This window comes from Paraburkholderia sp. BR10141, assembly GCF_056155635.1.
On the sequence record NZ_JBMIQH010000013.1, the window covers coordinates 51,956 to 72,769 of the forward strand.

Consider the following 20,814-nt stretch of genomic DNA (forward strand, 5'->3'; position numbering starts at 1 on the left):
GCGCGCGGGCAGACCCGGCGACACGCTGGGCGCGTCGGCCGGGATTGGCATGGTCGAGCCAGTCAGGACAGGGGTGGGGCGCGTGCGTGGATGCGGCCCGCGGGCGCGACGAGGCGAACGCTTTCGAACTGCGCCGCGATGCGCGCTTGCACGAGCCGGCCGACGACGAATAGCGCCACGGGTACGCCGGACACGACGGGCAGGTGCGCGAAGAAGCTGCAATAGCCGCAGTCCTGCATGTCGCCCGACGTTGCGTGCGTGCCCGCTGTGCCGCTCGCGCCGTGAACGTGATGCTCCATCGAAGGCATGCCGCAGGGCGCGCGTTCCACCGTGCCGGGCGCCATCTGCATGGCCTGGGCGGCAAGCAGATGCGAAACCACCGGCGCGAGCGTCGCCATGAGGAGCGCAAGCGTCCCCAGTAGACTGCCCAGCCTGAGATGGAATCGGCGCACGGCGTGAAGTGGCGGAAATAGTGCGGTGATTATGCCACGCGAGCCGCCATCCCCGCCGCGCGGCTGACGACGGCAGCGCCGCCCGTCAAAGCGATCGAGCCCGCGTGAAGCCGGCACGAAAGTGCCTTGAAGCGATCAGCCGCGCAGGCCGACTGTGTGACGCAATTCCTGGTAGCTGCGCAAGCCCGCGACGCCCAGTTCGCGGCCGATGCCGCTCAGGCCGAAGCCGCCCCAGCACACTTGCGGGAAGATCAGTTGCGGGGTGTTCACCCAGACGAGCCCGGCGCGCAACTGCGCCTTGTAGCGTCGCGCGGCCTTTTCGTCGCGCGTCACGACCGTGGCGACCAGTCCGTAACGTGTATCGTTGGCGAGTGCGATTGCTTCGTCATCCGAACGGAAAGACTTCACGCACGCGACCGGTCCGAAAACTTCGTCGGTCCACAGCACGTTGTCCGCCGCGGGCTCCGCGATGACGACGGGCGCCATGAAGAAGCCATCGGCGCAGGCGGGATCGAGTTTCCCCGCGAACGCAATCTGTGCGCCCGCTTCGACGCCTTGCGCCACAAGGGCGGCCACGCGCGCGTGTTGGGCCGCGCTGATGAGCGGTCCCATTGCCGCGTCCGCACCTTGAGGCGGCGCGACCACGACGGCTCGCACCGCGGTCTCGAACGCGGCCATGAACTTGCGATACACGTTGTCGTGCACGAGGATACGCGCGGTGGCCGAGCACATCTGTCCGGCGTTGGTGAACGCGCCGCCCACCGCGAGCGAGACGGCCTGCGCCACGTCGGCGTCTTCGCGCACGATCAGCGCGGATTTGCCGCCCAGTTCGAGCGTGAGGCGCTTCATGTCCTGCGCGGCGGTCTGCATGACCTTGCGGCCCGAAGCCGTGCTGCCGGTGAACGAGATCTTGTCGACGAGCGGATGCGTCGTCAGCCACGCGCCGACGTCGCCGCCGCCGTTGACCACGTTCACGACACCATCGGGCACGCCCGCTTCGCTCACGATTGCGGCGAGCATGTGCTCGGTGGGCGAGGTGAGTTCCGAAGGCTTGATGACGACCGTGCAGCCCGCGGCCAGCGCGGGTGCGAGTTTCCACGCCGTCGTGACCATCGGGAAATTCCACGGCACGATCAGCGCCGCGACGCCGACCGGTTCGTGCACGCGTTCGGCCAGCAGCGCATCGTCCGGCACCGCGACCGGTTCGGCGGCGAACGCCGAGGCGTCATCGCAGAGGCTGGCGTAGTAGTTGAACGTCGCGACGGCGTCGCTCACGTCGAGGTCTGCTTCGAACGGCGGCTTGCCGCTCACCTGCATCTGCATGGCAGCGAGGCGTGCGCGGTCGGCTTCCACCAGTTCGGCGATCTTGCGCAGCAGCCTGCCGCGCGCGGCCGGTGTGGTGTGCCGCCACGCGATGAGCGCATCGTGCGCGGCGTGCACGGCCCGATCGACCATCGCGGCCGTCGCGTGCTCCTGCCAGCCGATCGTTTCGCCCGTGGCCGCATTGCAGATGCGCGAGCACACTTCGCTGTCCGCGGCGCAAAAGGTTTCGCCCGCAATCGTTGCGGCGGGCAGCACGAAGGCTTCGCCGTCGATCCGACGTTCGGTATTCGTAGCCATGAGGTGTCTCCTCGCGCCCTAGCGGTAAGCCACGCCGGGCATGATGCAAAGCATTTCGAAGGCGAGATTCGCGCCCACGAGCGCGGTCGTGCCGGCCTGGTCGTACGGCGGCGAGACTTCGACGAGATCGGCGCCCACTACGTTGAGCCCCTTCATGCCGCGCACGATTTCGAGGCCCTGGTGCACGGTGAGGCCGCCGATTTCGGGCGTGCCGGTGCCGGGCGCGAAGGCGGGATCGAGCCCGTCGATATCGAAGCTCAGGTACACGGGCGTGTCGCCCACGCGCTCGCGCACCTCCTCCATGAGCGGTGCGAGCGAGCGGTTCCAGCAGGCTTCGGCTTGCACGACGGTGAAACCCTGCTTGCGGCACCAGTCGAAGTCTTCTGCGTGATAGCCGGTGCCGCGCAGGCCGATTTGCGTGACCTTGTCGCATTGCAGGAGGCCATCCTCGACGGCGCGGCGAAACGGCGTGCCGTGCGCGATCTTTTCACCGAACATGGTGTCGTTCACATCGGCGTGAGCGTCGATGTGGACGACGGCGACCTTGCCGTATTTCTTGTGCAGCGCGCGCAGGATCGGCCACGCGATCGTGTGGTCGCCGCCGAGCGTGATCGGGCGGCAGCCCGTCTCGACGATGCGGTCGTAGGCCGCTTCGATCAGACGAATCGAATCCTTCAGGTCATACGGATTCGTTGCGACGTCACCGATATCGGCCACCTGCAGCGAATCGAACGGCGCCGCGCGCGTGGCCATGTTGTACGGGCGCAGCAGCACCGATTCCGAGCGGATCTGGCGCGGCCCGAAGCGCGTGCCGGAGCGATTCGAGGTGCCGATATCGAGCGGCACGCCCACGAAGCAGACGTCGAGGCCCTCGGTGGTCTCGGCCTGCGGCAGGCGCATCATCGTGGCGATGCCGCCGAATCGCGGCATCTCGTTGCCGCCCTGCGGTTGGTTGAAGTGGCGTTCCATCTGGTGTGTCTCCGATCGTTAGAGTCAAATCGATCGGGCGATGGTAGGGGAGATCCCGCGCGGCCAAATATTGAAGTTGAGATGTTTACATCGATGGAAATCGATGTATGCGGGTCCTTAACAGGCCGACCGGCCTGACTAAACCGCGGCGTGGCCCCAGGCGATCAGTTCGCGCTTGGTGCGCACGCCCAGTTTCGCGAAGGCGCGCTTCACGTACGACTCGGCGGTGGCCACCTGCACGCCCAGGATCTGCGCGGCTTCGGGCACGGTCTTGCCGGTGATGAGGTGCGCACAGGTTTCGTATTCGCGCTTGGACAGGCGCACGTTGTCGGCCGCAAGGCGTGCGTCGAACTGCGCGAGCGGATGCATGAACGGAGCCGCATGGGCGATGCGCCGGGCCGCGCTCGTGGAGGCGTGCAATTCGAGCAGTGGAAACAGAAACTCGCTCACGCTGCGAAAACGGTTCATTTCCATGAGCGTAAACGGCGGTTCGCGCAGCCCGCGTTCGAGCGCGATGGAGTCCTGCGCGTGGCGGGTGCCGCGAGCGAGCACGCATTCGTGGGCAATGCGCGCCTCGTCGAAGAGCCGCTGGCGGAATTCGCCCGGCGGCATCGCGCCGATGTCGCGCACCACCAGCATCGTGCCGAGCTTGCCGCGAATGCCCGCGAAGAGCGGATCGCTTTCATAGAAGCGGTCGTAGTAGAGCGTCATCACGTCCGAGATCGCGCCCGAATCCATTCCGACCCCGCCACTGCCGATCCATTCGCAGCGATAGCCCGTGGGCATCGTGTTGTCCGCGCGCGAACGTTCGATATGCACGACATTGACCGGCACGACCTCGTTGAGCAGCAGCGTGAGACGCGGCACGAAATCGGGCGTGCCGACGGCCTCGATCACGTTGCCGAGGGTCTTGAACGAGAGCGGAAAGTTCGGTTGATCGCGGTTCAGCGGGGGGACGTTGAGCAGCATGGCACGCCCATTCATAATGGCTGATTGATTATAGCCGAACGCTATTGGCCGCCCAAAATGCCCAAATCACGCAGCAAAATACCGCTTGCCCCCCCTGAGGGGGGGCATACCGCAACCGCGCGAGTCGGTAACTTTGGCGTCACTCAATCAACTGGAAGCGACGCAAATGAGCAAACTGATTCAGGACATCGTGCCGCTGGGCGCTGGCATCGGCGAATTCACCAAACTGGAATACGGCATGGACGAAAGCGACTGGCGCGCCACGGTCGGCAAGAACAATCACTACGTGATCGGCTGGTGGGAAGGCAAGGTCGGCGCGGTGGACTTCCCGGCCACGACCGCCGACGAAGCGGTATGGCTCGTGGAAGGCAAGATCGCCCTGACCGACGCGAACGGCGCCCGCAAGGAATTTGCGGCCGGCCAGGGCTATCTGCTGCCCGCCGGCTTTGCAGGCCGCTGGGAAACCCTCGAAGACGCGAAGAAGTTCTACGTCGTGCTCGAACAGGCCTAAGGACCATGGCGAGCCGCCTTCAACGGGAGGCGGTTCTGTTTCTCTCGTTCCGCGCAGTGAAGCCAATCATGAGTACCCCTGCAGAAGTTGAAGTCGAATCGCGCCCGGGAGCCACGCTCAGCGTGCAAGAGGCGCTTTCGCGCACACGGTTCTTTCCGTACTGGCTCGACAACCCCGCCGAGCCGCCGACCGAGCCCAGGCTCACCGCCAACGTCGAGGCCGACCTGCTGATCGTCGGCGGCGGTTTCACGGGGCTATGGGCCGCCGTGCAGGCCAGGGAGCAGATGCCGCATCTGAACGTCGTGCTGATCGAGGCGGGTAAGGTCGCGCACGGCGCGTCGGGCCGCGCGGGCGGCATCATCTCGACTTCGGTGATGCATGGACTGCCCAATGCCGTACGGGTATTCCCCAACGATATTGCGCAGCTCGAAGAATTCGGTCATCACAACCTCGATGGCTTCGAGCAGACGCTCAAGCGCTACAACATCGACGCCGACATCGAATGGAACGGCGAAATGACGGTGGCGGTCGATCCGGAGCATATCGAGCACTTGCGCGGCGACTACGAGCTGCACAGGCGCTACGGGCACGATGTCGTTCTGCTCGACAGCAAAGCGACGCGCGAGCAACTCGATTCGCCGTTGTTCGCCGGCGCGCTGTGGTCGCGCAATCGCAGCGGCATCGTGCATCCGGCCAAGCTCGCGTGGGGCCTCAAACGCGCGGCGCTTTCGCTCGGCGTGAAGCTCTACGAGCACACGCCGCTCATCGATGTCATCGACGAAGGCCAAACTGTTTACGTGAAGACGCCCGAAGGCAGCGTGCGCGCGCCGCGCGTGGTATTCGGCAGCGGTACGGCGAAGGTCGGCATTCCCGATATCAACCGGCGCGTGCTGCAGGTGCGCGACCACGTGCTCGCCACCGAAGCGCTCACCGAAGAACAGCTCGCGCGTATCGGCTGGAAGCATCGCCAGGGCATTTACGACACGCGCACGCAGCTCAATTACTTCCGCCTCACGAAGAACAACAACATCATCTTCGGCGGGCTCGTGAGCTATCACTTCGACGGCGATCCGAATCCCGCGCAGGACCAGAAGGCCGAGACCTACTATCGGCTCGCGCAGGCGTTCTACCGCACCTTCCCGCAGCTTGCGGACGTGCGCTTCTCGCATGCATGGGGCGGCCCGATCGACTACTGCTCGCGCGGCTCCGTATTCGCGAAGCGCTATCTGAACGACAAAGCTGTTTTCGTGGCGGGTTACACGGGCTTTGGCGTGGCGGCGAGCCGCTTCGGCGCCTTCATGGGCCTGAATATCCTGTTCGACCGCAACAGCCCCGAGCGCACGCTCGATATCGCCAACCAGAGCCCGACCTATATCCCGCCGGAGCCAGTGCGCTGGCTGGCCGCCAAGGTCACGTTCCATGCGTTCGACGGCGCCGACGCCGAAGGCGGCTGGAAGCGCGCGTGGATCAAGGGTATCAAGGCGATGGGCTTTCCGATGTGAGGGACTAGCGGCATGTTCTCCAATACCTCCGATCTCGACCTGCGGCTCATCCGCGTGTTTCTCGCCGTGGTGGACGCGCGCGGTATCACGGCAGCCGAAGCGACGCTAGGCGTGCGGCAGTCCACCATCAGCACGCAGCTCTCGGCGCTCGAGGCGCGCGTGGGCTTCAAGCTCTGCGAGCGCGGACGCGGCGGCTTTCGTCTCACGTCGAAGGGCGAACGTTTCGTGCCCTCGGCGCGCGCGCTCGTTGCGGCCACCACCGAGTTCGTCGCGCGGGTGCGCGATATCGACCGAAAACTCGTCGGCACGCTCGGCATCGGCCTGATTGGCCAGGCTTCGCACGTCGAGAACGCGCGGCTCGCGGAAGCGATAGGCGCATTCCGCAAACGCGATCAGGCCGTGCGTTTCACGATGAAGGTCGCGGCGCCGCAGGAACTCGAAGAAAGCCTCGTCAACAACCACCTCGACATTGCGATCGGCTACTTCTGGCATCGCGTGGCGGGCCTCGACTACACCGAGCTGTTCAGCGAGCGCCAGGTGCTGTGCTGCGGGCGCGGGCACGCGCTGTTCCATCATGCGCCGCACGTCAATGTCGATGACCTGCGCGAGCACGACTGGGTCTGGCGCAGCTATCCGATCCCGGAGGAGCTTGCCGGTATCGGCGACCGGCAGGTGACGGCGATTGCCGACAGCATCGACGCCGCCACGGTCCTGATCCTCTCGGGCAGCCATATCGGCTATCTGCCTGCGCATCACGCCGAGCCGTTCGAGCAGCGCGGCCTCATCCGGGCGCTCGGACGCACCACGTTCGGCTTCGACGTGCCGATGCATCTGGCCGTCAAGCGCAGCGCGGCGGAAAAGCCCATCGTGCGCGCGTTCTGCGACGATCTGCTGGGCGTCTACGGGCAGCATGCCGCCGCGCCCGAAGCGCTGGTTGAATGAAAGAAGCGCTGCGCGCCATACATTGGCTGCGCAAGATGTAAACGTATGGAATGCAGAATAATTAGCCCGCTGCGATCGATTAAAGTGGGCGAGAGACGTTGATAGTGCGTTGGCCGGTTGTTGCAAAAGCAGCCAGATCAGCGCGGCAAGGAGTGAGACAATGAGCAATAACAGCATTACCCAGATCGAAACCTTCGGTTTCGAACGCATTCCCGATGCATCGCGCTACGCGCGGCCCATCGATCTTTTCCGGCTGCTGTTCGGCGGCTGCAATACCTTCTCCACCTCGGTGCTGGGCAGCTTTCCGGTGCTGGTCGGCCTCTCGTTCAAGGCGGGCGTGTGGTCCCTCGTGCTCGGCGTGCTCGCCGGCACCTGCATTCTCGCGCCCATGAGCCTGTTCGGTCCGCGCAACGGCACGAGCGATCCCGTTTCGTCGGGGGCGCACTTCGGCATCCATGGGCGGATCGTGGGCTCGTTCCTCGCGCTGCTCACATCGATCGCGTTCTTCGCGCTCGCCGTGTGGAGTTCGGGCGATGCACTCGTGGGCGGCGCGCACGACATGGTCGGCGTGCCGGTCAACGCCTGGACACTCAGCTCGGCTTACATGGTGTTCGCCGTGCTCGTGGTGGTGGTGTGCATCTACGGCTTTCGCTTCATGCTGTGGGTGAACAAGATCGCCGTATGGGCGGCGAGCCTCATGTTCGTGGTGGGCGCCTTCGCGTTCGCGGGCGCATTCGATCCCAACTACGCCGGCACGCTGCATGAGGGCGGCGCGGGTTTCTGGGTGGCCTTCGTGAGCGCCGTGCTCGTCGCATTGAGCAACCCGGTGTCGTTCGCCTCGACGCTCGGCGACTGGGCGCGCTACATTCCGCAGCACACACCGCGCCACCGCGTGATGGGCGCCGTATTCGCCGCGCAGATCGCCACTTTCGTGCCATTCTTCTTCGGCCTCGTCACGGCTACGCTCATCGCTACGAAGGCGCCGAGCTTTATTGCCTCGAACGACTATGTCGGCGGACTGCTGGCCGTGTCGCCGCGCTGGTTCCTGCTGCCTACGTGCCTCATTGCGATCATCGGCGGCATGTCCACGGGCACGACCGCGCTCTATGGCACCGGCCTCGACATGTCGAGCATGTTTCCGAGACTCCTGAATCGCGTGCGTGCGACCATGCTGATCGGCACGCTGGCCATCGGCTTCATCTTCGTCGGCCGCTTCGCGTTCAATCTCGTGGAAAGCGTCTCGACGTTCTCCACGCTCATCTGCACGTTCAGCTGCCCGTGGATGGCGATCATGGTGATCGGGTTCGTTACGCGCCGCGGCCACTATCTCAACGATGACCTCCAGGTCTTCAATCGCGGCGGCCGTGGCGGCCACTACTGGTTCACGCACGGCTGGAATCTGCGCGCGATGGGTGCCTGGCTGCCGGCGGCGTTCCTCGGTCTTTCGTTCGTGAATCTGCCGGGGCAATTCGTCGGTCCGCTTGGCTCGCTGGCGGGTGGACTCGATCTGAGCGTGCCGGTTTCGCTGGCGGTGGGTGGCATGATCTACGTCGTACTGCTGACGATCTTCCCCGAGCCGGATGCCGTGTACGGCCGGGAAGGGCGCCGCTTCGTGCGCGGCGGCGCGCGCGGGCAAACCGCTGGCGCGGTGCGTGAACTGCAACGCAGCCCGGAATACGCCGAGTAAGTCGGCAAGCACCAGGTCGCTTCGCCGGGAGCCGTTGCGCAGAGAGCGGGTAAGATCACCGCTTTGCGCAGCGCGTAAGGAGGCGATCTTGCTTCGTTCACTCGTAAGGGGCGGTGCCGGTGCCCTGCTCTTCGCCATCGCCATAAGCGGTCCCGGCTTTGCCGCCGAACCTGCCACCGGCAGCGACGCTCAAATACGCGAAGCCGCGCTCGCCTTCATGCGCGAGAACGGCATCGCCGGTCTCGCGATCGGGGTCGCCGTGAACGGCACGGAGCGCTTCTACAACTTCGGCGTCGCATCGAAGGAAACGGGCGAGCCGGTCACGAACGAAACGCTGTTCGAACTCGGCTCGATGAGCAAGACGTTCGCCGCCACCCTGGCCGGGTGGGCGCAGGTGAATGGCAAGCTCTCGCTCGATGCGCCGGTGAGCACCTATGTGCCCGAGATGCGCGGAACGCCGTTCGGCGCGCTCACGCTCGTCAATCTCGGTACGCACACGGGCGGCGGCTTCCCGCTGCAGGTGCCCGATGAAGTCACGAACGACGCGCAGCTGACAGCTTGGCTCAAGGCATGGCGGCCGCGTTATCCGGCAGGCACGCAGCGCACCTACGCGAACCCGAGCATCGGCATGTTCGCGCGCATCGCGGCGCAGCAGCTCGGCATGAGCTACCCGGATGCGGTGGAGACACTGCTCTTTCCGAAGCTCGGGCTCACGCACACGTTCATCCGCGTGCCGGCCGCGGAGCGCGCGGCCTATGCGCAGGGCTACAACAGCAAGAACGCGCCGGTGCGTCTGCATCCCGGCGTGCTAGCCGACGAAGCCTACGGCGTGAAATCGGATACGCGCGACATGCTGCGCTTTCTCGAAGCGAACCTGGGCCAGGTCGAAGTGGAGCCGGAGATGCAGCGCGCGCTGGAGGCCGCGCATGTGGGCTATTTCCGCACGGGGCCGTTCGTTCAGGACCTCGTATGGGAGCAGTACGCGCAGCCAGTGGGCCTGAACGATCTCGTGAAAGGCAACGCGAACGTGATGGTGCTGGAGGACAACCCGGCCACGGCGTTGATTCCGCCGCTGCCGCCGCAGCCCGACGTGTTGCTCGACAAGACGGGCGCGACCAATGGTTTTGGCGGCTATCTGGCGTTCGAGCCTTCGCGCAAGACGGCCATCGTCATTCTCGCCAACCGCAATCACCCCACCGAGTCGCGCGTGCGGTTCGCCTATCGCGTGCTGGAACGGGTGCAGGGCGTGCCTGCACCTTAGGCCGAATCGCTCGTCGCCCGCGCGGTTCGGCTGGCGGGCGCATTCGTGTTAGCCGCCGGGCTCTCGTGCACAGGCAGCCCGCTCACCGCCGCCGTGAGACCGCGCCCGCCCGGGTTGTTGCGCAGCGTGAACGTCAGGCCATGACGCTGCGCGATGCGCGCCACGATCGAAAGACCGAGCCCGCTGCCTGTGCCCTGAGCATGATCGCCGCGAAAGAAGCGGTCGACCACGCGCTCGAGATCGGCTTCGGGAATCCCGGGCCCGTTATCGATGACTTCGAAGCCGAGCGTGTCCTGCGAACGGGTGAGCACGAGATCGATCTTGCCGCCTGAGGGCGTGTAGCGGATCGCGTTGTCGAGCAGGTTGTTCAGCAGGGTGTTCAGGCCGTGCGCGTCGGCGTTCACGTTGCAGATGCAATTGGGCGTGATGGGCGGCCGCGACTCGAGGCCGAGGTCGATGCCTTTCTCTTCCGCGAGCAGCGAGAAGTCGCCGATGGCCTGCTCTCCCAGCCGCCGCAGGCTCACGACAGTGGCGGGCGTGCTCGCTTGCGCATCTTCGCGCGCAAGCGTGAGCAATTGCTGCACGAGGCGGATCGTGCGGTTCAGGCGCGTTTGCATGCGCTCGAGCGTACGCGGCTCGCCGTTGAGCGTGCCGTCGTGCAGCGCCGCCTGCCATTGCAGCTTGAGCGCGGCGAGCGGCGAGCGCAGCTCGTGCGCCGCGTCGGCGATGAAGGTGCGCTGCGCCTGCGAAGCCGTATTCAGGCGGTCCAGCAGATCGTTGAGCGCGACGACGAGCGGGCGCAGTTCGACGGGCACCGAGCCGTCGAGGCGCAACGGCTCCAGCTCATGCGCCGAGCGCGAAGCGAGCAGCGCCGACAACGCGCCCACCGGCGCGAGCCCGCGCGTCACCACGAACAGCAGCAGCACGATGGCCACCGGCACGAGCAGTGCGAGCGGCCACAACGTATGCAGCGCGAGATGCAGCGCCAGCCCGTCGCGCACGGAAATGGGCTGCGCCACCTGAACGAAGCGATCCGGTTGCGCGATGCCGTACACGCGCCAATGCACCTCGTCGTGCTCGATCGTGCGAAAGCCCGTGGCCTGGCGCGGCAGCACGGGCGTTTCCTGCGAGCGGTAAACCAGCTTGCCGTCGTGGTCCCAGATCTGGATGAGAATACGGTCGTCGGCGATCTCGTCGAAGCCGGGGCCGGACTGCTCGACCTCGCGCGCCATCGCGGCGTTCGCGGGCATGGATTGCGCCACGGCATGCAGCTCGTAATCAAAGAGCTCGCCCGCTTCTTCACGCGCGCTGTGAAAAATGCCGAAGCCGGCCACGATGGAGGCGGCCGCGAATCCGCAGATGAGCCAGCCCAGCAGGCGGCGGCGGATGGAGTTCATTCCGATCTCTTGAGCCGGTAACCTACGCCGCGCACAGTCACGATCTGCTCGGTGCCGATCTTGCGGCGCAAGCTGTGCACGTGCACCTCGATCGCGTTGCTGCCGACTTCCTCGCCCCAGCCGTACATGCGCTCTTCGAGTTCGGCCTTCGTGAAGACGCGCGCGGGCTGCTCGATGAGCACGCGCAGCAGCGCAAATTCGCGCGGCACGAGCGCGACGCTTTCGCCGTCTTTCGTCACCTCGTGCGCGGCGGGGTCGAGCGCGAGGCCGCTGTGCGTGTAGACGGGCTGTTTCTGGCCCGTGCGGCGGCGGAGCATGGCGCGCGTGCGGGCGGCCAGTTCGTCGAGATCGAAGGGCTTGATGAGGTAATCGTCGGCGCCGGCGTCGAGCCCGGCGATGCGGTCTGTCACCGAGTCGCGCGCGGTCAGGATCAGCACGGCCGCTTCGCCGCCCTTGCGGCGATAGCCGTTCAGCACTTCGATCCCGTCCTTCTTCGGCAGTCCGAGGTCGAGCAGCACGAGGTCGTACACGTCGTTGTCGAGCGAAAGCTCCGCTTCCCGCCCGTCGCGCGCCCAGTCGACGGCATGACCCTCGCGGCGCATCGAGTCGAGCACCGTTTCCGCAATCATTTCGTCGTCTTCCACCAGCAACAGGCGCATCGCTCGCTCCCCCAATTCCCAGCCTTACATTGTCGCTCATCCCGGCTTAACCGGTGCTTAAGCGGCACGCTCCCACGGCCAGCACGCCGGGCGCGATATCGCGCAGCGTGGGCTCGGCGCACGCATCGGATATGCCTTGCGGCAGCACGTTGCGCGAGAGCGTGAAGACTTCGTCGAGCGTGAGGACGATGGTGGCGGACATGGCATCCCGTGTAAAAAAACAAACCGGGCCAACGTGGCCCGGTTTCGGCGATTCGAATGAAGATTGGGAGAGAGGCGCGTTGAATGCGTAGCGCTTACAGACCGACGTCCGGCAGGGCGGGGCGCGTGGCGAGCGCCTTCTCGACCACGGCCTTCACATGCGCGAGCGCTTCGCCTTCGAGCGGCAGGCGCGGCGGGCGCGTGACGGCGCTGCCGCGGCCCACCAGTTCCTCGCACAGCTTGATGCATTGCACGAGGTCGGGGCGCGCGTCGAGATGCAGCAGCGGCATGAACCAGTGGTAGAGCGCGAGCGCTTCGTCAAAGCGCTTTTGCTTCGCGAGGCGGAACAGCGTTTCGCCTTCCTTCGGGAACACGTTCGACATGCCCGAGACCCAGCCTTGCGCGCCCACGGCCACGCTTTCGACCACTACGTCGTCGAGGCCCGCGAACAGCACGAAGCGATCGCCCACGGCGTTGCGCAGATCGATGAAGCGGCGCGTATCGCCCGACGAATCCTTGAAGCAGACGATATTTTCGCAATCCTGAAGAGCGATCAGGATGTCGGGTGTGACGTCGTTCTTGTAGATCGGCGGATTGTTGTAGACCATCACCGGCACGTCGGTGCTCGACGCCACGGCGCGGAAATGCGCGGCCGTTTCGTGCGGCTTCGAGGAATACACGAGCGCCGGCATGACCATCACGCCGTCCACGCCGACGCGCGCCGCTTCCTTCACGGTTTGACGCGCGAACTCGGTGGTGAATTCGGCAATGCCCGCGATTACCGGCACCTTGCCGCCTGCCGCGTCGCGCGCGGCCTCGATCACCGCAATCTTTTCGCTCGTCGCGAGCGAGGTGTTCTCGCCGACGGTGCCGCACACCACGAGGCCCGACACGCCGTCCTTGACGAGATTGCTCACCACCCGGTGCGTGGCGTCGATATCGACCGAGAAGTCCGCCTTGAACTGCGTGCTGACGGCGGGAAACACCCCGCTCCACTGGATAGCGCTCACTGTGACTCACTCCTTGAATGCGTAGCGGCTCGCGCCGGTACCTGTTGAATATGAGTGAAGTATCGCTGTCCAGATCGTTTGACGCTTGAGGCCTTTCGCGCCTCAAAAAGACGAAATCTGCATAGTCCGCCGCTTGCTTCAGCGGCCCAGGGACAACCCTGGGCGCGCGAGGCTCAGGCGGCGGACGCCTGCGCGCTTTCGGGCGTTTGCAGCAGCGCGCGGTACTGGCTGGGCGTGACACCCACCGTGGCCTTGAATTGCCGCGTGAACGCGCTGTGATCGTTATAACCGCACTGCGTGGCGATGTCGGTGATGCTCAGGTCGCTCGCGAGCAGCACCGAGGCCGCATCCAGACGCGTTTTCAGCAGCATCTGGCGGGGCGTGAGGTGAAAGATCTTGTGGAAGTAACGCTCGATCTGCGCCACCGACATGTTGATGAGCTTCGCCAGGTGCGCGAGCTTGAGCGGTTGCGCATAGTTGTCCTGGATGTACTTCGCGGCGACCGCGAGCCGCTGGTAAGCGGGATGCGTGCCTTCGGCGGCCTGCAGGTCGCGCGAAATGCCCGCCACGCCCAGCACGCGGCCGCGCGCGTCGTGCAGCGGGACTTTCGAGGTGAGACACCAGCCCGGCTGCCGGCCCGGATACAGATGCAGTTCGAGCTGGTCGATGAGACTGCTGTCGAGCCGCACCACGGCCCGGTCCTGGGCGGTATAGCTGTGGCCGAAGCGCGAGGGAAAGACCTGCTCGGCCGTCTTGCCGAGCAGCGCGCGTTTCTCCTTGAAACCGCAGCGCGCGGCGAGCGTGGTGTTGGCGATCACGTAGCGCGCCTCGTGATCCTTCACGAAGAACACCACGTCGGGCATGGCGTCGAACAGCGGTTCGAACATGGTGAAATGCGCGATCATCTGCGCAAACGTGGCGTTTTCGAGGGCGGCGGGCAGGACCGGTTCGGACATCGCGAGGCGCTTGGGGCGGTATCGGCGGAAAATACCATTGTGCCGATTTGCGCACGCGCGCGCATCTGCAACAAAAAGCGGGTGTGGCGCTATTGCGCCGCTTCTACGTGCAGCAAGGTGTCGATGCGCGCGGGCGAGAACGGAGGGCGCTGGCCATTTTGCGGCCAGCCGAAACAGAACGCCGCCGCCTCGCCGCAAATCTTGCCCTGACAGGGACCCATGCCGCAGCGCGTCTGCAGCTTGGCGTCGCGCCACGACGTATGGCGCGCGACGTCGCCATACGCGACGTCTTCGCAACGGCAAAACACAGTGTCGGGCTGCGGCAGCGCCCGCAACGCGGGGGCGAGTTCGAACGCCGCGTGCAGGCGCGTGGCGAAACGGCGGTAACGCTCGCGTTCGGCGAACAGGTGCCGGGCGTTCGCGTGGTCGCCGAGCGCAGCATACGCGGCGATGCGTCCTTCCACCGCCGCGAGTTCCATGCCGCCCACGCCTGTGCATTCGCCGGCCGCGTAAACGGCTTCGGCTGAGGTCTGCTGCCATTCGTTCACGGCGATGGCGGGAGAACCCGCATGGGTTTCGAGGCGGCAACCCAGCGCCGCGCCGATGCCCGTATTCGGCACGAGGCCATAAGCGCATGCGATCCGGTCGCAATCGACCAGCACGTCGTCGTTGCCGCGCCGCACGCGCGCCTGCGTCACGCGCGTCGTGCCGATGGCTTCGGCAACGTACGCATCGCACCAGTAGGGCGTCGCGCGCAGATCGAAGCGCATGCGCAGCGCCTGGGCGAGCTTCGCGGGCGTATGGACGAGGCCTGCCGCGAAGCGGCGCACCGCCTGGGGCGGCGCCTGCTCGACGACGGCGGCGATCGTTGCGCCATGCTGGCGCGCGGTGACCGCGGCGGCCCAGAGCAACGGCCCGCTCCCCGCGATGACGATGCGTTCGCCGCGCACGGGCATCCCGCCCTTGATGAGCGCCTGCAAGCCGCCCGCGCCCGTGACGCCCGGCAAGGTCCAGCCGGGATAAGGCAGGAAGCGTTCGCGCGCGCCCGAGGCGACGATGAGCTTGCCGTAAGCGAGCGCGAGCGCACGGTCGGGGCTCTCCGCGAGCAGTTGCCGCCCGGGCAGCGCCTGCACGATGCGGGTGGCGCCCAGCAGCGTGACGTTGGTGCGGGCCGCGAGGGCGTCTAGTACGGCGCGTGCGGGACCGGCGGCGCGATGCCCGGGACCCTGACGCCAGATCTGGCCGCCGGGCAGCGCATTGTCGTCGACGATGGCAACGCTTGCGCCCGCCTGTGCGGCGATGCGCGCGGCGTTCAATCCGGCCGGACCGGCGCCAATGATCAGGATATCGAACTTCATGGTGCCGCATTCCCGGTGACGACGTTCATGCCCGCGACGCAAACCGTCTGGCAGGCAAGCCGATGCGGCACGCCGTCGATGGTGACGCGGCATTCCTGGCAGACGCCCATTCCGCACAACGGCCCGCGCAGCGCGCCGCTCACCGAGCACCGCGTGACGGGCGCTGCGTGTTCTGCATGCGCGGCAATGGCGATGGCGGCTGCGACCGAGCTGCCCGGCGCGACGCCCACGTTGCGACCGTCGATCGTCAAGGTCGTATTGGCTTCAGGCATGCACGGCCCCCTGGTCAGCGAAGCGCGCGGGCAGATACGGCGTCGCGTCGATCTCGGCGGCGCGTCCGAGCATCTGCGCGGCAATCAGCTTCGCGGTGCCGAGCGCCGTGGTGACGCCGAGGCCCTCGTGCCCGGTGGCGAGCCACGTCGACGGATGGCTGTCGTCATCGGCGAACGCCGCCGCGGGGCCGATCAGCGGCATGCCGTCGCTCGATGCCGGGCGAAAGCCCGTCCATGCGCGGATCGCGTTGAGCGCGGGCAGTTGCGGCAGATAGTCGGCGGCGCGGCGCAGCATGCGCGCGAGAATCGCCGGCTCGACGGCGGGGTCCGTGCTGTCGAACTGGCGCGACGAGCCGATCAGCAATTGACCGGTCGGCCGCGGCTGCACGTTGAACGCCACCGAGGTGCCGCTCGCGTTGTGCGCGCTTTTGATGTAGCCGAGTTCGAGAATCTGATGACGAATCGCGCCGGGATAGCGATCGGTAATGAGGAGGTGTCCCTTCTTCGCCTGGAGCGGCAGGCGCGGTAGCAACTCGAGCGCCGCCAGGCCGTTCGCGATCAATACCGCGCCCGCGCCGACGACCTCGCCATCGGAGAGGTGTACGCCCACGCGGTCGATACGCACGACCTGCGTCTGCGTGCGGCAGGTCAAGCGGCCGCTAACGGGCTGCTCGAGCATCCATGCGGCTACGGCAGGCGCGTAAACCACGGCATCGTTGTCGACGATCATGCCGCCCACGAGGCCCTTGCGCAGCCCCGGTTCCGCTTTGCGCAACTGGCGCGCGTCGAGCATCGAACACGCCACGCCCTGGTGTTGCAACGCCTGCTGACGCGTCTGCGCGAGCGCCAGTTCTTCTTCGTCGGCGGCGACCCAGAGCGTGCCGCAGCGCAGGAACGCGTGGCGCTCGTCGAGACGCGGCGCCAGCGCGTGCCACAGCGCCAGCGACCAAGCGCTCAGCGCGAATTCGGCGGGGGTGTCGTCCATCACGACGAGGTGGCCCATGCCCGCGGCCGTCACGCCGCCGCCTATGCCGGCGCGCTCGATGACGAGCACGTTCAGGCCCTGCGCCGCGAGTTCATGCGCGCAAGCCGCGCCCACGATGCCCGCGCCGATCACGACGACATCGTGTCGACGGCTCGAACCTTGCATCACGCGGGAATGCCCCACGCGAACGGATCGTCGTCGGAGAAAATCAGTTTGGACTCCGCGCTAATATGCGCGCTGCCGCGTATGCTCGGGCGCACATGGCCTGCGGGAAGGTCGGGCGTGATTTCATAGCAGGCTTCGAACACGCTGCCGATGATGCTTTCCTGGCGCCACCGCGCGCCGGGCGCGAGCGTGCCGTCCGCTGCGAGGCACGCGACTTTCGCGCTCGTACCGGTGCCGCACGGCGAACGGTCGTAAGCCTTGCCGGGACACAGCACGAAGTTGCGGCTGTCGATGCCCTCGACGTCCGAGTGCGCGAACAGTTCGATATGGTCGATCAGCGCGCCGTCCGTGCCGGTCACGCCGTTCGCTTCGAGCGCCTGGCGCATGGCCCACGTGGCTTCGGTGAGCGCTTCGACGTTGCGCGCTTCGAGCGTCAGGTTGTGATCGGCGACGAGGAAGAACCAGTTGCCGCCCCACGCGATGTCGCCGTGCACGCGGCCGTAGCCTGGCACGTCGAGCGGCACGGCCCGGCGGTAGCGATACGCGGGCACGTTGCGCACGGTGACGCTGCCGTCGGCGTGCAGTTCGGCTTCGACGTTGCCGACCGGCGTTTCGATGCGATGCACGCCTGGCGCGATGCGCCCGAGATGCGCGAGCGACGCGATGAGGCCGATGGTGCCGTGGCCGCACATGCCGAGAAAACCGACGTTGTTGAAGAAGATCACGCCGGCAGAGCAGGACGGATCATGCGGCTCGCAAAGCAGCGCGCCGACCATCACGTCCGAGCCACGCGGCTCGTTGACGACGCCTGCGCGCACGCGGTCGAAGTCGCGACGGAATACGGCGAGGCGTTCGGCGAGCGGGCCGCGGCCCAACTCGGGGCCGCCGTCGATCACGAGGCGCGTGGGCTCGCCGCCCGTGTGGGAGTCGATAACGGTCAGGGCTTTCATGCCGACAATCGTAGGTCGCGCCATTTTGGCCGTCTTGCTCGAACGACCCATGCGCGGTGACGATTTCGGCATAGTGCGCCGGGCGTGAATGCGCGGCGGTGAGGCGGAACCCTTGCGCGTGCTTTCGTCAGGCTTTCACGAGCGCCAGCTGCTCCAGCTGGCGCACCACTTCGGCGCGCAGGCGCGGCGGCATGTTCTGGTAGCCGAGCAGGTCGGAGATCCACAGGCCGTCCGCCGCGAGCCGGCAGATCATGAGGCGGGCGGCGGCTTCGAGCGGCAGCGGGTCGGGGCGCGTCCACTTGCGCATGGGCGCGGCGTAGCGCTCGCGAATCGCGGGATCGGTCATCATCGCGGCCACCAGCACGCGCAGCACGTTGGTGCTGGCGGCAGGGCTCGTTTCGTCGATGGTGGTGTGCAGGTAGGCGCGCGCGGCGGCGCCGTGTTTCGGCGTGCCTTGCGCCACGCCTTCGTCGATGCGCGTGTGCATCTGCTGCTCGAAGCGCGTTAGCGTCTGCTCGAAGAGGGCATCGAGCAAGCCCTGCTTGTTGGCGAAGTGATACTGCAGCGCGCCTTTGGTCACGCCCGCGCGTTCGGCCACGGCGTCGAGCGTGACGGCGGGCACGCCTTGATCGGTGGCGATATCGGAAGCCGCTTGCAGCAACTGCGCGCGCACCTGGGCCGGGGCTTTCTTGCGGCGCGTGCCGGCGGCGGGCGCCGCGTCCTTGCGTGGGGAACGGGGTTTCGGGGCCGGGGAGGCCGGCGGAGCCGAGGGGGCCGCTGCGTCAGCCGCCTTCGCGCTGCGCCTTGTCGCGCGCGCGGGCGCCTTGACGGAGGAGTCTTTCATGGCGGCGATCATACCATTCAGGCGCTGCTGCTAAACATTCCGTACGGATGGTATGATCCGCCGATGAAAAATTCCAACCCGCCTTTTACCGCCTCTGCAGCCGCCGTGGCGGCGCTCGACGCCTCGATCGTTCGCGGCCGCGACGCGCTCGTGCGAGAGCAGGACGCCGATGGCAGCTGGTGCTTCGAGCTCGAATCGGACGCCACGATCACCGCCGAATACATCCTCATGATGCATTTCATGGGCAAGATCGACACGGTGCGTCAGGAGAAGATGGCACGCTATCTACGCGCGATCCAGCGTTTGCAAACGCACGGCGCATGGGATCTCTACGTGGATGGCGCGCCCGATGTCTCGTGCAGCGTGAAGGCGTACTTCGCGCTGAAGGCGGCAGGGGATTCGGCGAACGCGCCGCACATGGTGCGCGCGCGGGAGACCATTCTGAAGCTCGGCGGCGCGGCAAAGTCCAACGTGTTCACGCGCATTCTGCTCGCCACCTTCGGTCAGGTGCCGTGGCGCGCCACGCCGTTCATGCCGATCGAATTCGTGCTGTTCCCGAAGTGGGTGCCCATTTCGATGTACAAGGTCGCCTACTGGGCGCGCACGACCATGGTGCCGCTGCTCGCGCTCTGTTCGCTGAAGGCGCGCGCGGCCAATCCGCATGACGTATCGATCGCCGAACTGTTCGTCACCCCGCCCGAGAAGGAGCGCGAATACTTTGCGCGCGGCAAGGGCATCCGCCGGTTCTTTCTCGCGGCTGACCGGGCGCTGCGCCATATCGAGCCGCTGCTGCCGCGCGCGCTGCGCCAGCGCGCCATGAAATATGCCGAGGCCTGGTGCGCCGAGCGCATGAACGGCGAGGACGGCATGGGCGGCATCTTTCCGCCCATCGTCTACAGCTACCAGATGATGCAGGTGCTTGGGTATCCGGAGGATCATCCGTTGCGCCGCGATTGCGAGAACGCGCTGGAAAAGCTGCTCGTCGAGCGCCCGGACGGCAGCGTGTATTGCCAGCCATGTCTCTCGCCGGTGTGGGACACGGCCTGGAGCACGATGGCGCTCGAGCAGGCGTGCACAGTCGTGCCCGCCGATCCGGCGTCGGCCGCGCTCAGCGACCAGGAACTGCAGCGGTGCATTGCGCGCGCGTACGACTGGCTCGCCGAGCGTCAGGTGGACGACGTGCGCGGCGACTGGATCGAGAACGCGCAGCCCGACACGCCGGTTGGCGGCTGGGCCTTTCAGTACGAGAACCCGTACTATCCCGACATCGACGATACCGCCGTGGTCGCTGCGATGCTCCATCGTCGTGGCCTTGGGCAGGCGCGCAAAACGGGCACCGACCCGTATGCGGCACGCGTCGCGCGCGCGCTCGACTGGATGCGCGGCCTGCAATCGCGCAACGGCGGCTTCGGGGCCTTCGACGCCGATTGCGACCGCCTCTATCTGAACGCGATCCCCTTCGCGGATCACGGCGCCTTGCTCGACCCGCCTACGGAAGACGTATCGGGCCGCGTGCTGCTGTGCTTCGGCGTGACGGGCCGCGAGGAGGACAAGGCGGCGCTTGCGCGCGCGGTCGAATATGTGAAGGCCACCCAGCGAGCCGACGGCAGCTGGTGGGGCCGCTGGGGCACCAACTACATCTACGGCACGTGGAGCGTGCTGGCGGGTCTCGCGCTCGCGGGCGAGGACCCGAAGCAGCCGTACATTGCACGCGCGCTGGCGTGGCTGCGCGCCCGCCAGCATGCCGATGGCGGCTGGGGCGAGACCAACGACAGCTATATCGACCCGCGCCTTGCCGGCACCAACGGCGGCGAAAGCGCGTCGAACTTCACCGCGTGGGCGCTGCTCGCGCAAATGGCGTTCGGTGACTGGGAATCCGAATCGGTGCGGCGCGGCGTGGCGTATCTGCTATCCGTGCAGCAGGAAGATGGATTCTGGTGGCACCGTTCGCACAATGCGCCGGGGTTCCCGCGCATTTACTACCTCAAGTATCACGGGTACACGGCCTATTTCCCGCTGTGGGCGCTGTCGCGCTACCGGCGGCTGGCGGCCGGTGCGGTCGCGGTGCGGGAAGTGGAAGAAGCTGTGCTCGCAGTCTGAATTC

Annotated in this window: 20 protein-coding genes; 6 read left to right on the forward strand and 14 right to left on the reverse strand. The window is 66.5% G+C overall.

What is annotated here, in order from left to right; translation table 11 throughout:
• Positions 1-62: 62 nt before the first annotated feature.
• From ACOJB8_RS19295 to ACOJB8_RS19310, 4 genes are all read right to left on the reverse strand, one after another.
• Positions 63-569, reverse strand: a complete 507-nt coding sequence (locus ACOJB8_RS19295) for a DUF2946 domain-containing protein (protein WP_342947084.1) — start codon at positions 567-569, stop codon at positions 63-65.
• Between the two features lie 18 nt (positions 570-587).
• A complete protein-coding gene (locus ACOJB8_RS19300; RefSeq protein ID WP_342947085.1) occupies positions 588-2,072 on the reverse strand; it encodes an aldehyde dehydrogenase family protein in 1,485 nt (494 codons plus the stop codon).
• Positions 2,073-2,090: 18 nt separating this feature from the next.
• Positions 2,091-3,041, reverse strand: a complete 951-nt coding sequence (gene speB / locus ACOJB8_RS19305; RefSeq protein WP_342947086.1) for an agmatinase — start codon at positions 3,039-3,041, stop codon at positions 2,091-2,093.
• A 138-nt stretch (positions 3,042-3,179) separates the two neighbouring features.
• Positions 3,180-4,010, reverse strand: a complete 831-nt coding sequence (locus tag ACOJB8_RS19310) for a helix-turn-helix transcriptional regulator (protein ID WP_342947087.1) — start codon at positions 4,008-4,010, stop codon at positions 3,180-3,182.
• 166 nt (positions 4,011-4,176) lie between these two features.
• On the opposite strand from ACOJB8_RS19310, the gene ACOJB8_RS19315 reads away from it, so the two are divergent.
• From ACOJB8_RS19315 to ampC, 5 genes are all read left to right on the forward strand, one after another.
• The gene (locus ACOJB8_RS19315; RefSeq protein WP_342947088.1) at positions 4,177-4,521 is read left to right on the forward strand and encodes a cupin domain-containing protein; all 345 of its coding nucleotides are present in this window, start codon (positions 4,177-4,179) and stop codon (positions 4,519-4,521) included.
• Positions 4,522-4,589: 68 nt separating this feature from the next.
• A complete protein-coding gene (locus ACOJB8_RS19320) occupies positions 4,590-6,023 on the forward strand; it encodes an NAD(P)/FAD-dependent oxidoreductase (RefSeq protein WP_069266190.1) in 1,434 nt (477 codons plus the stop codon).
• Between the two features lie 12 nt (positions 6,024-6,035).
• The gene (locus ACOJB8_RS19325; protein WP_342947089.1) at positions 6,036-6,965 is read left to right on the forward strand and encodes a LysR family transcriptional regulator; all 930 of its coding nucleotides are present in this window, start codon (positions 6,036-6,038) and stop codon (positions 6,963-6,965) included.
• A gap of 160 nt (positions 6,966-7,125) precedes the next feature.
• Entirely contained in the window at positions 7,126-8,652 is a 1,527-nt protein-coding gene (locus ACOJB8_RS19330; RefSeq protein ID WP_342947090.1) for a purine-cytosine permease family protein, read from the forward strand.
• A gap of 88 nt (positions 8,653-8,740) precedes the next feature.
• Positions 8,741-9,913: a class C beta-lactamase gene (gene ampC, locus ACOJB8_RS19335; protein WP_342947091.1), complete on the forward strand. Its 1,173-nt coding sequence runs from the start codon at positions 8,741-8,743 to the stop codon at positions 9,911-9,913.
• On the opposite strand, the gene ACOJB8_RS19340 is transcribed toward ampC, so the two are convergent.
• The 10 genes from ACOJB8_RS19340 to ACOJB8_RS19385 form a co-directional block, all read right to left on the reverse strand.
• Positions 9,910-11,310 (reverse strand): ATP-binding protein, encoded by a 1,401-nt coding sequence (locus ACOJB8_RS19340; protein ID WP_342947092.1) that lies wholly within the window; start codon positions 11,308-11,310, stop codon positions 9,910-9,912. The two genes, ampC and ACOJB8_RS19340, sit on opposite strands and share 4 nt — an antisense overlap.
• The gene (locus ACOJB8_RS19345; protein ID WP_342947093.1) at positions 11,307-11,969 is read right to left on the reverse strand and encodes a response regulator; all 663 of its coding nucleotides are present in this window, start codon (positions 11,967-11,969) and stop codon (positions 11,307-11,309) included. The genes ACOJB8_RS19340 and ACOJB8_RS19345 overlap by 4 nt, the downstream gene beginning before the upstream one ends.
• Positions 11,970-12,015: 46 nt before the next feature.
• Positions 12,016-12,171, reverse strand: a complete 156-nt coding sequence (locus ACOJB8_RS19350) for a hypothetical protein (protein ID WP_342947094.1) — start codon at positions 12,169-12,171, stop codon at positions 12,016-12,018.
• A 94-nt stretch (positions 12,172-12,265) separates the two neighbouring features.
• On the reverse strand, positions 12,266-13,180 hold the full coding sequence (locus ACOJB8_RS19355; protein WP_342947095.1) for a dihydrodipicolinate synthase family protein: 915 nt from the start codon (positions 13,178-13,180) through the stop codon (positions 12,266-12,268).
• 173 nt (positions 13,181-13,353) lie between these two features.
• Positions 13,354-14,136, reverse strand: coding sequence for an AraC family transcriptional regulator (locus tag ACOJB8_RS19360; protein ID WP_342947096.1), 783 nt, complete (start codon positions 14,134-14,136; stop codon positions 13,354-13,356).
• Positions 14,137-14,225: 89 nt separating this feature from the next.
• A complete protein-coding gene (locus tag ACOJB8_RS19365; RefSeq protein ID WP_342947097.1) occupies positions 14,226-15,494 on the reverse strand; it encodes an FAD/NAD(P)-binding oxidoreductase in 1,269 nt (422 codons plus the stop codon).
• The gene (locus tag ACOJB8_RS19370; protein ID WP_342947098.1) at positions 15,491-15,766 is read right to left on the reverse strand and encodes a 2Fe-2S iron-sulfur cluster-binding protein; all 276 of its coding nucleotides are present in this window, start codon (positions 15,764-15,766) and stop codon (positions 15,491-15,493) included. Before ACOJB8_RS19370 ends, ACOJB8_RS19365 begins: the two co-directional genes overlap by 4 nt.
• Complete coding sequence (locus ACOJB8_RS19375) at positions 15,759-16,916, reverse strand: NAD(P)/FAD-dependent oxidoreductase (RefSeq protein ID WP_475013844.1); 1,158 nt, start codon at positions 16,914-16,916, stop codon at positions 15,759-15,761. Before ACOJB8_RS19375 ends, ACOJB8_RS19370 begins: the two co-directional genes overlap by 8 nt.
• On the reverse strand, positions 16,916-17,875 hold the full coding sequence (locus tag ACOJB8_RS19380) for a 4-hydroxyproline epimerase (protein WP_342947186.1): 960 nt from the start codon (positions 17,873-17,875) through the stop codon (positions 16,916-16,918). Before ACOJB8_RS19380 ends, ACOJB8_RS19375 begins: the two co-directional genes overlap by 1 nt.
• A 118-nt stretch (positions 17,876-17,993) precedes the next feature.
• The gene (locus ACOJB8_RS19385) at positions 17,994-18,710 is read right to left on the reverse strand and encodes a TetR/AcrR family transcriptional regulator (protein WP_069266187.1); all 717 of its coding nucleotides are present in this window, start codon (positions 18,708-18,710) and stop codon (positions 17,994-17,996) included.
• Positions 18,711-18,773: 63 nt separating this feature from the next.
• Between ACOJB8_RS19385 and shc the strand changes: the two genes are divergently transcribed.
• Positions 18,774-20,810: a squalene--hopene cyclase gene (gene shc / locus ACOJB8_RS19390; RefSeq protein WP_342947099.1), complete on the forward strand. Its 2,037-nt coding sequence runs from the start codon at positions 18,774-18,776 to the stop codon at positions 20,808-20,810.
• Positions 20,811-20,814: the final 4 nt, after the last annotated feature.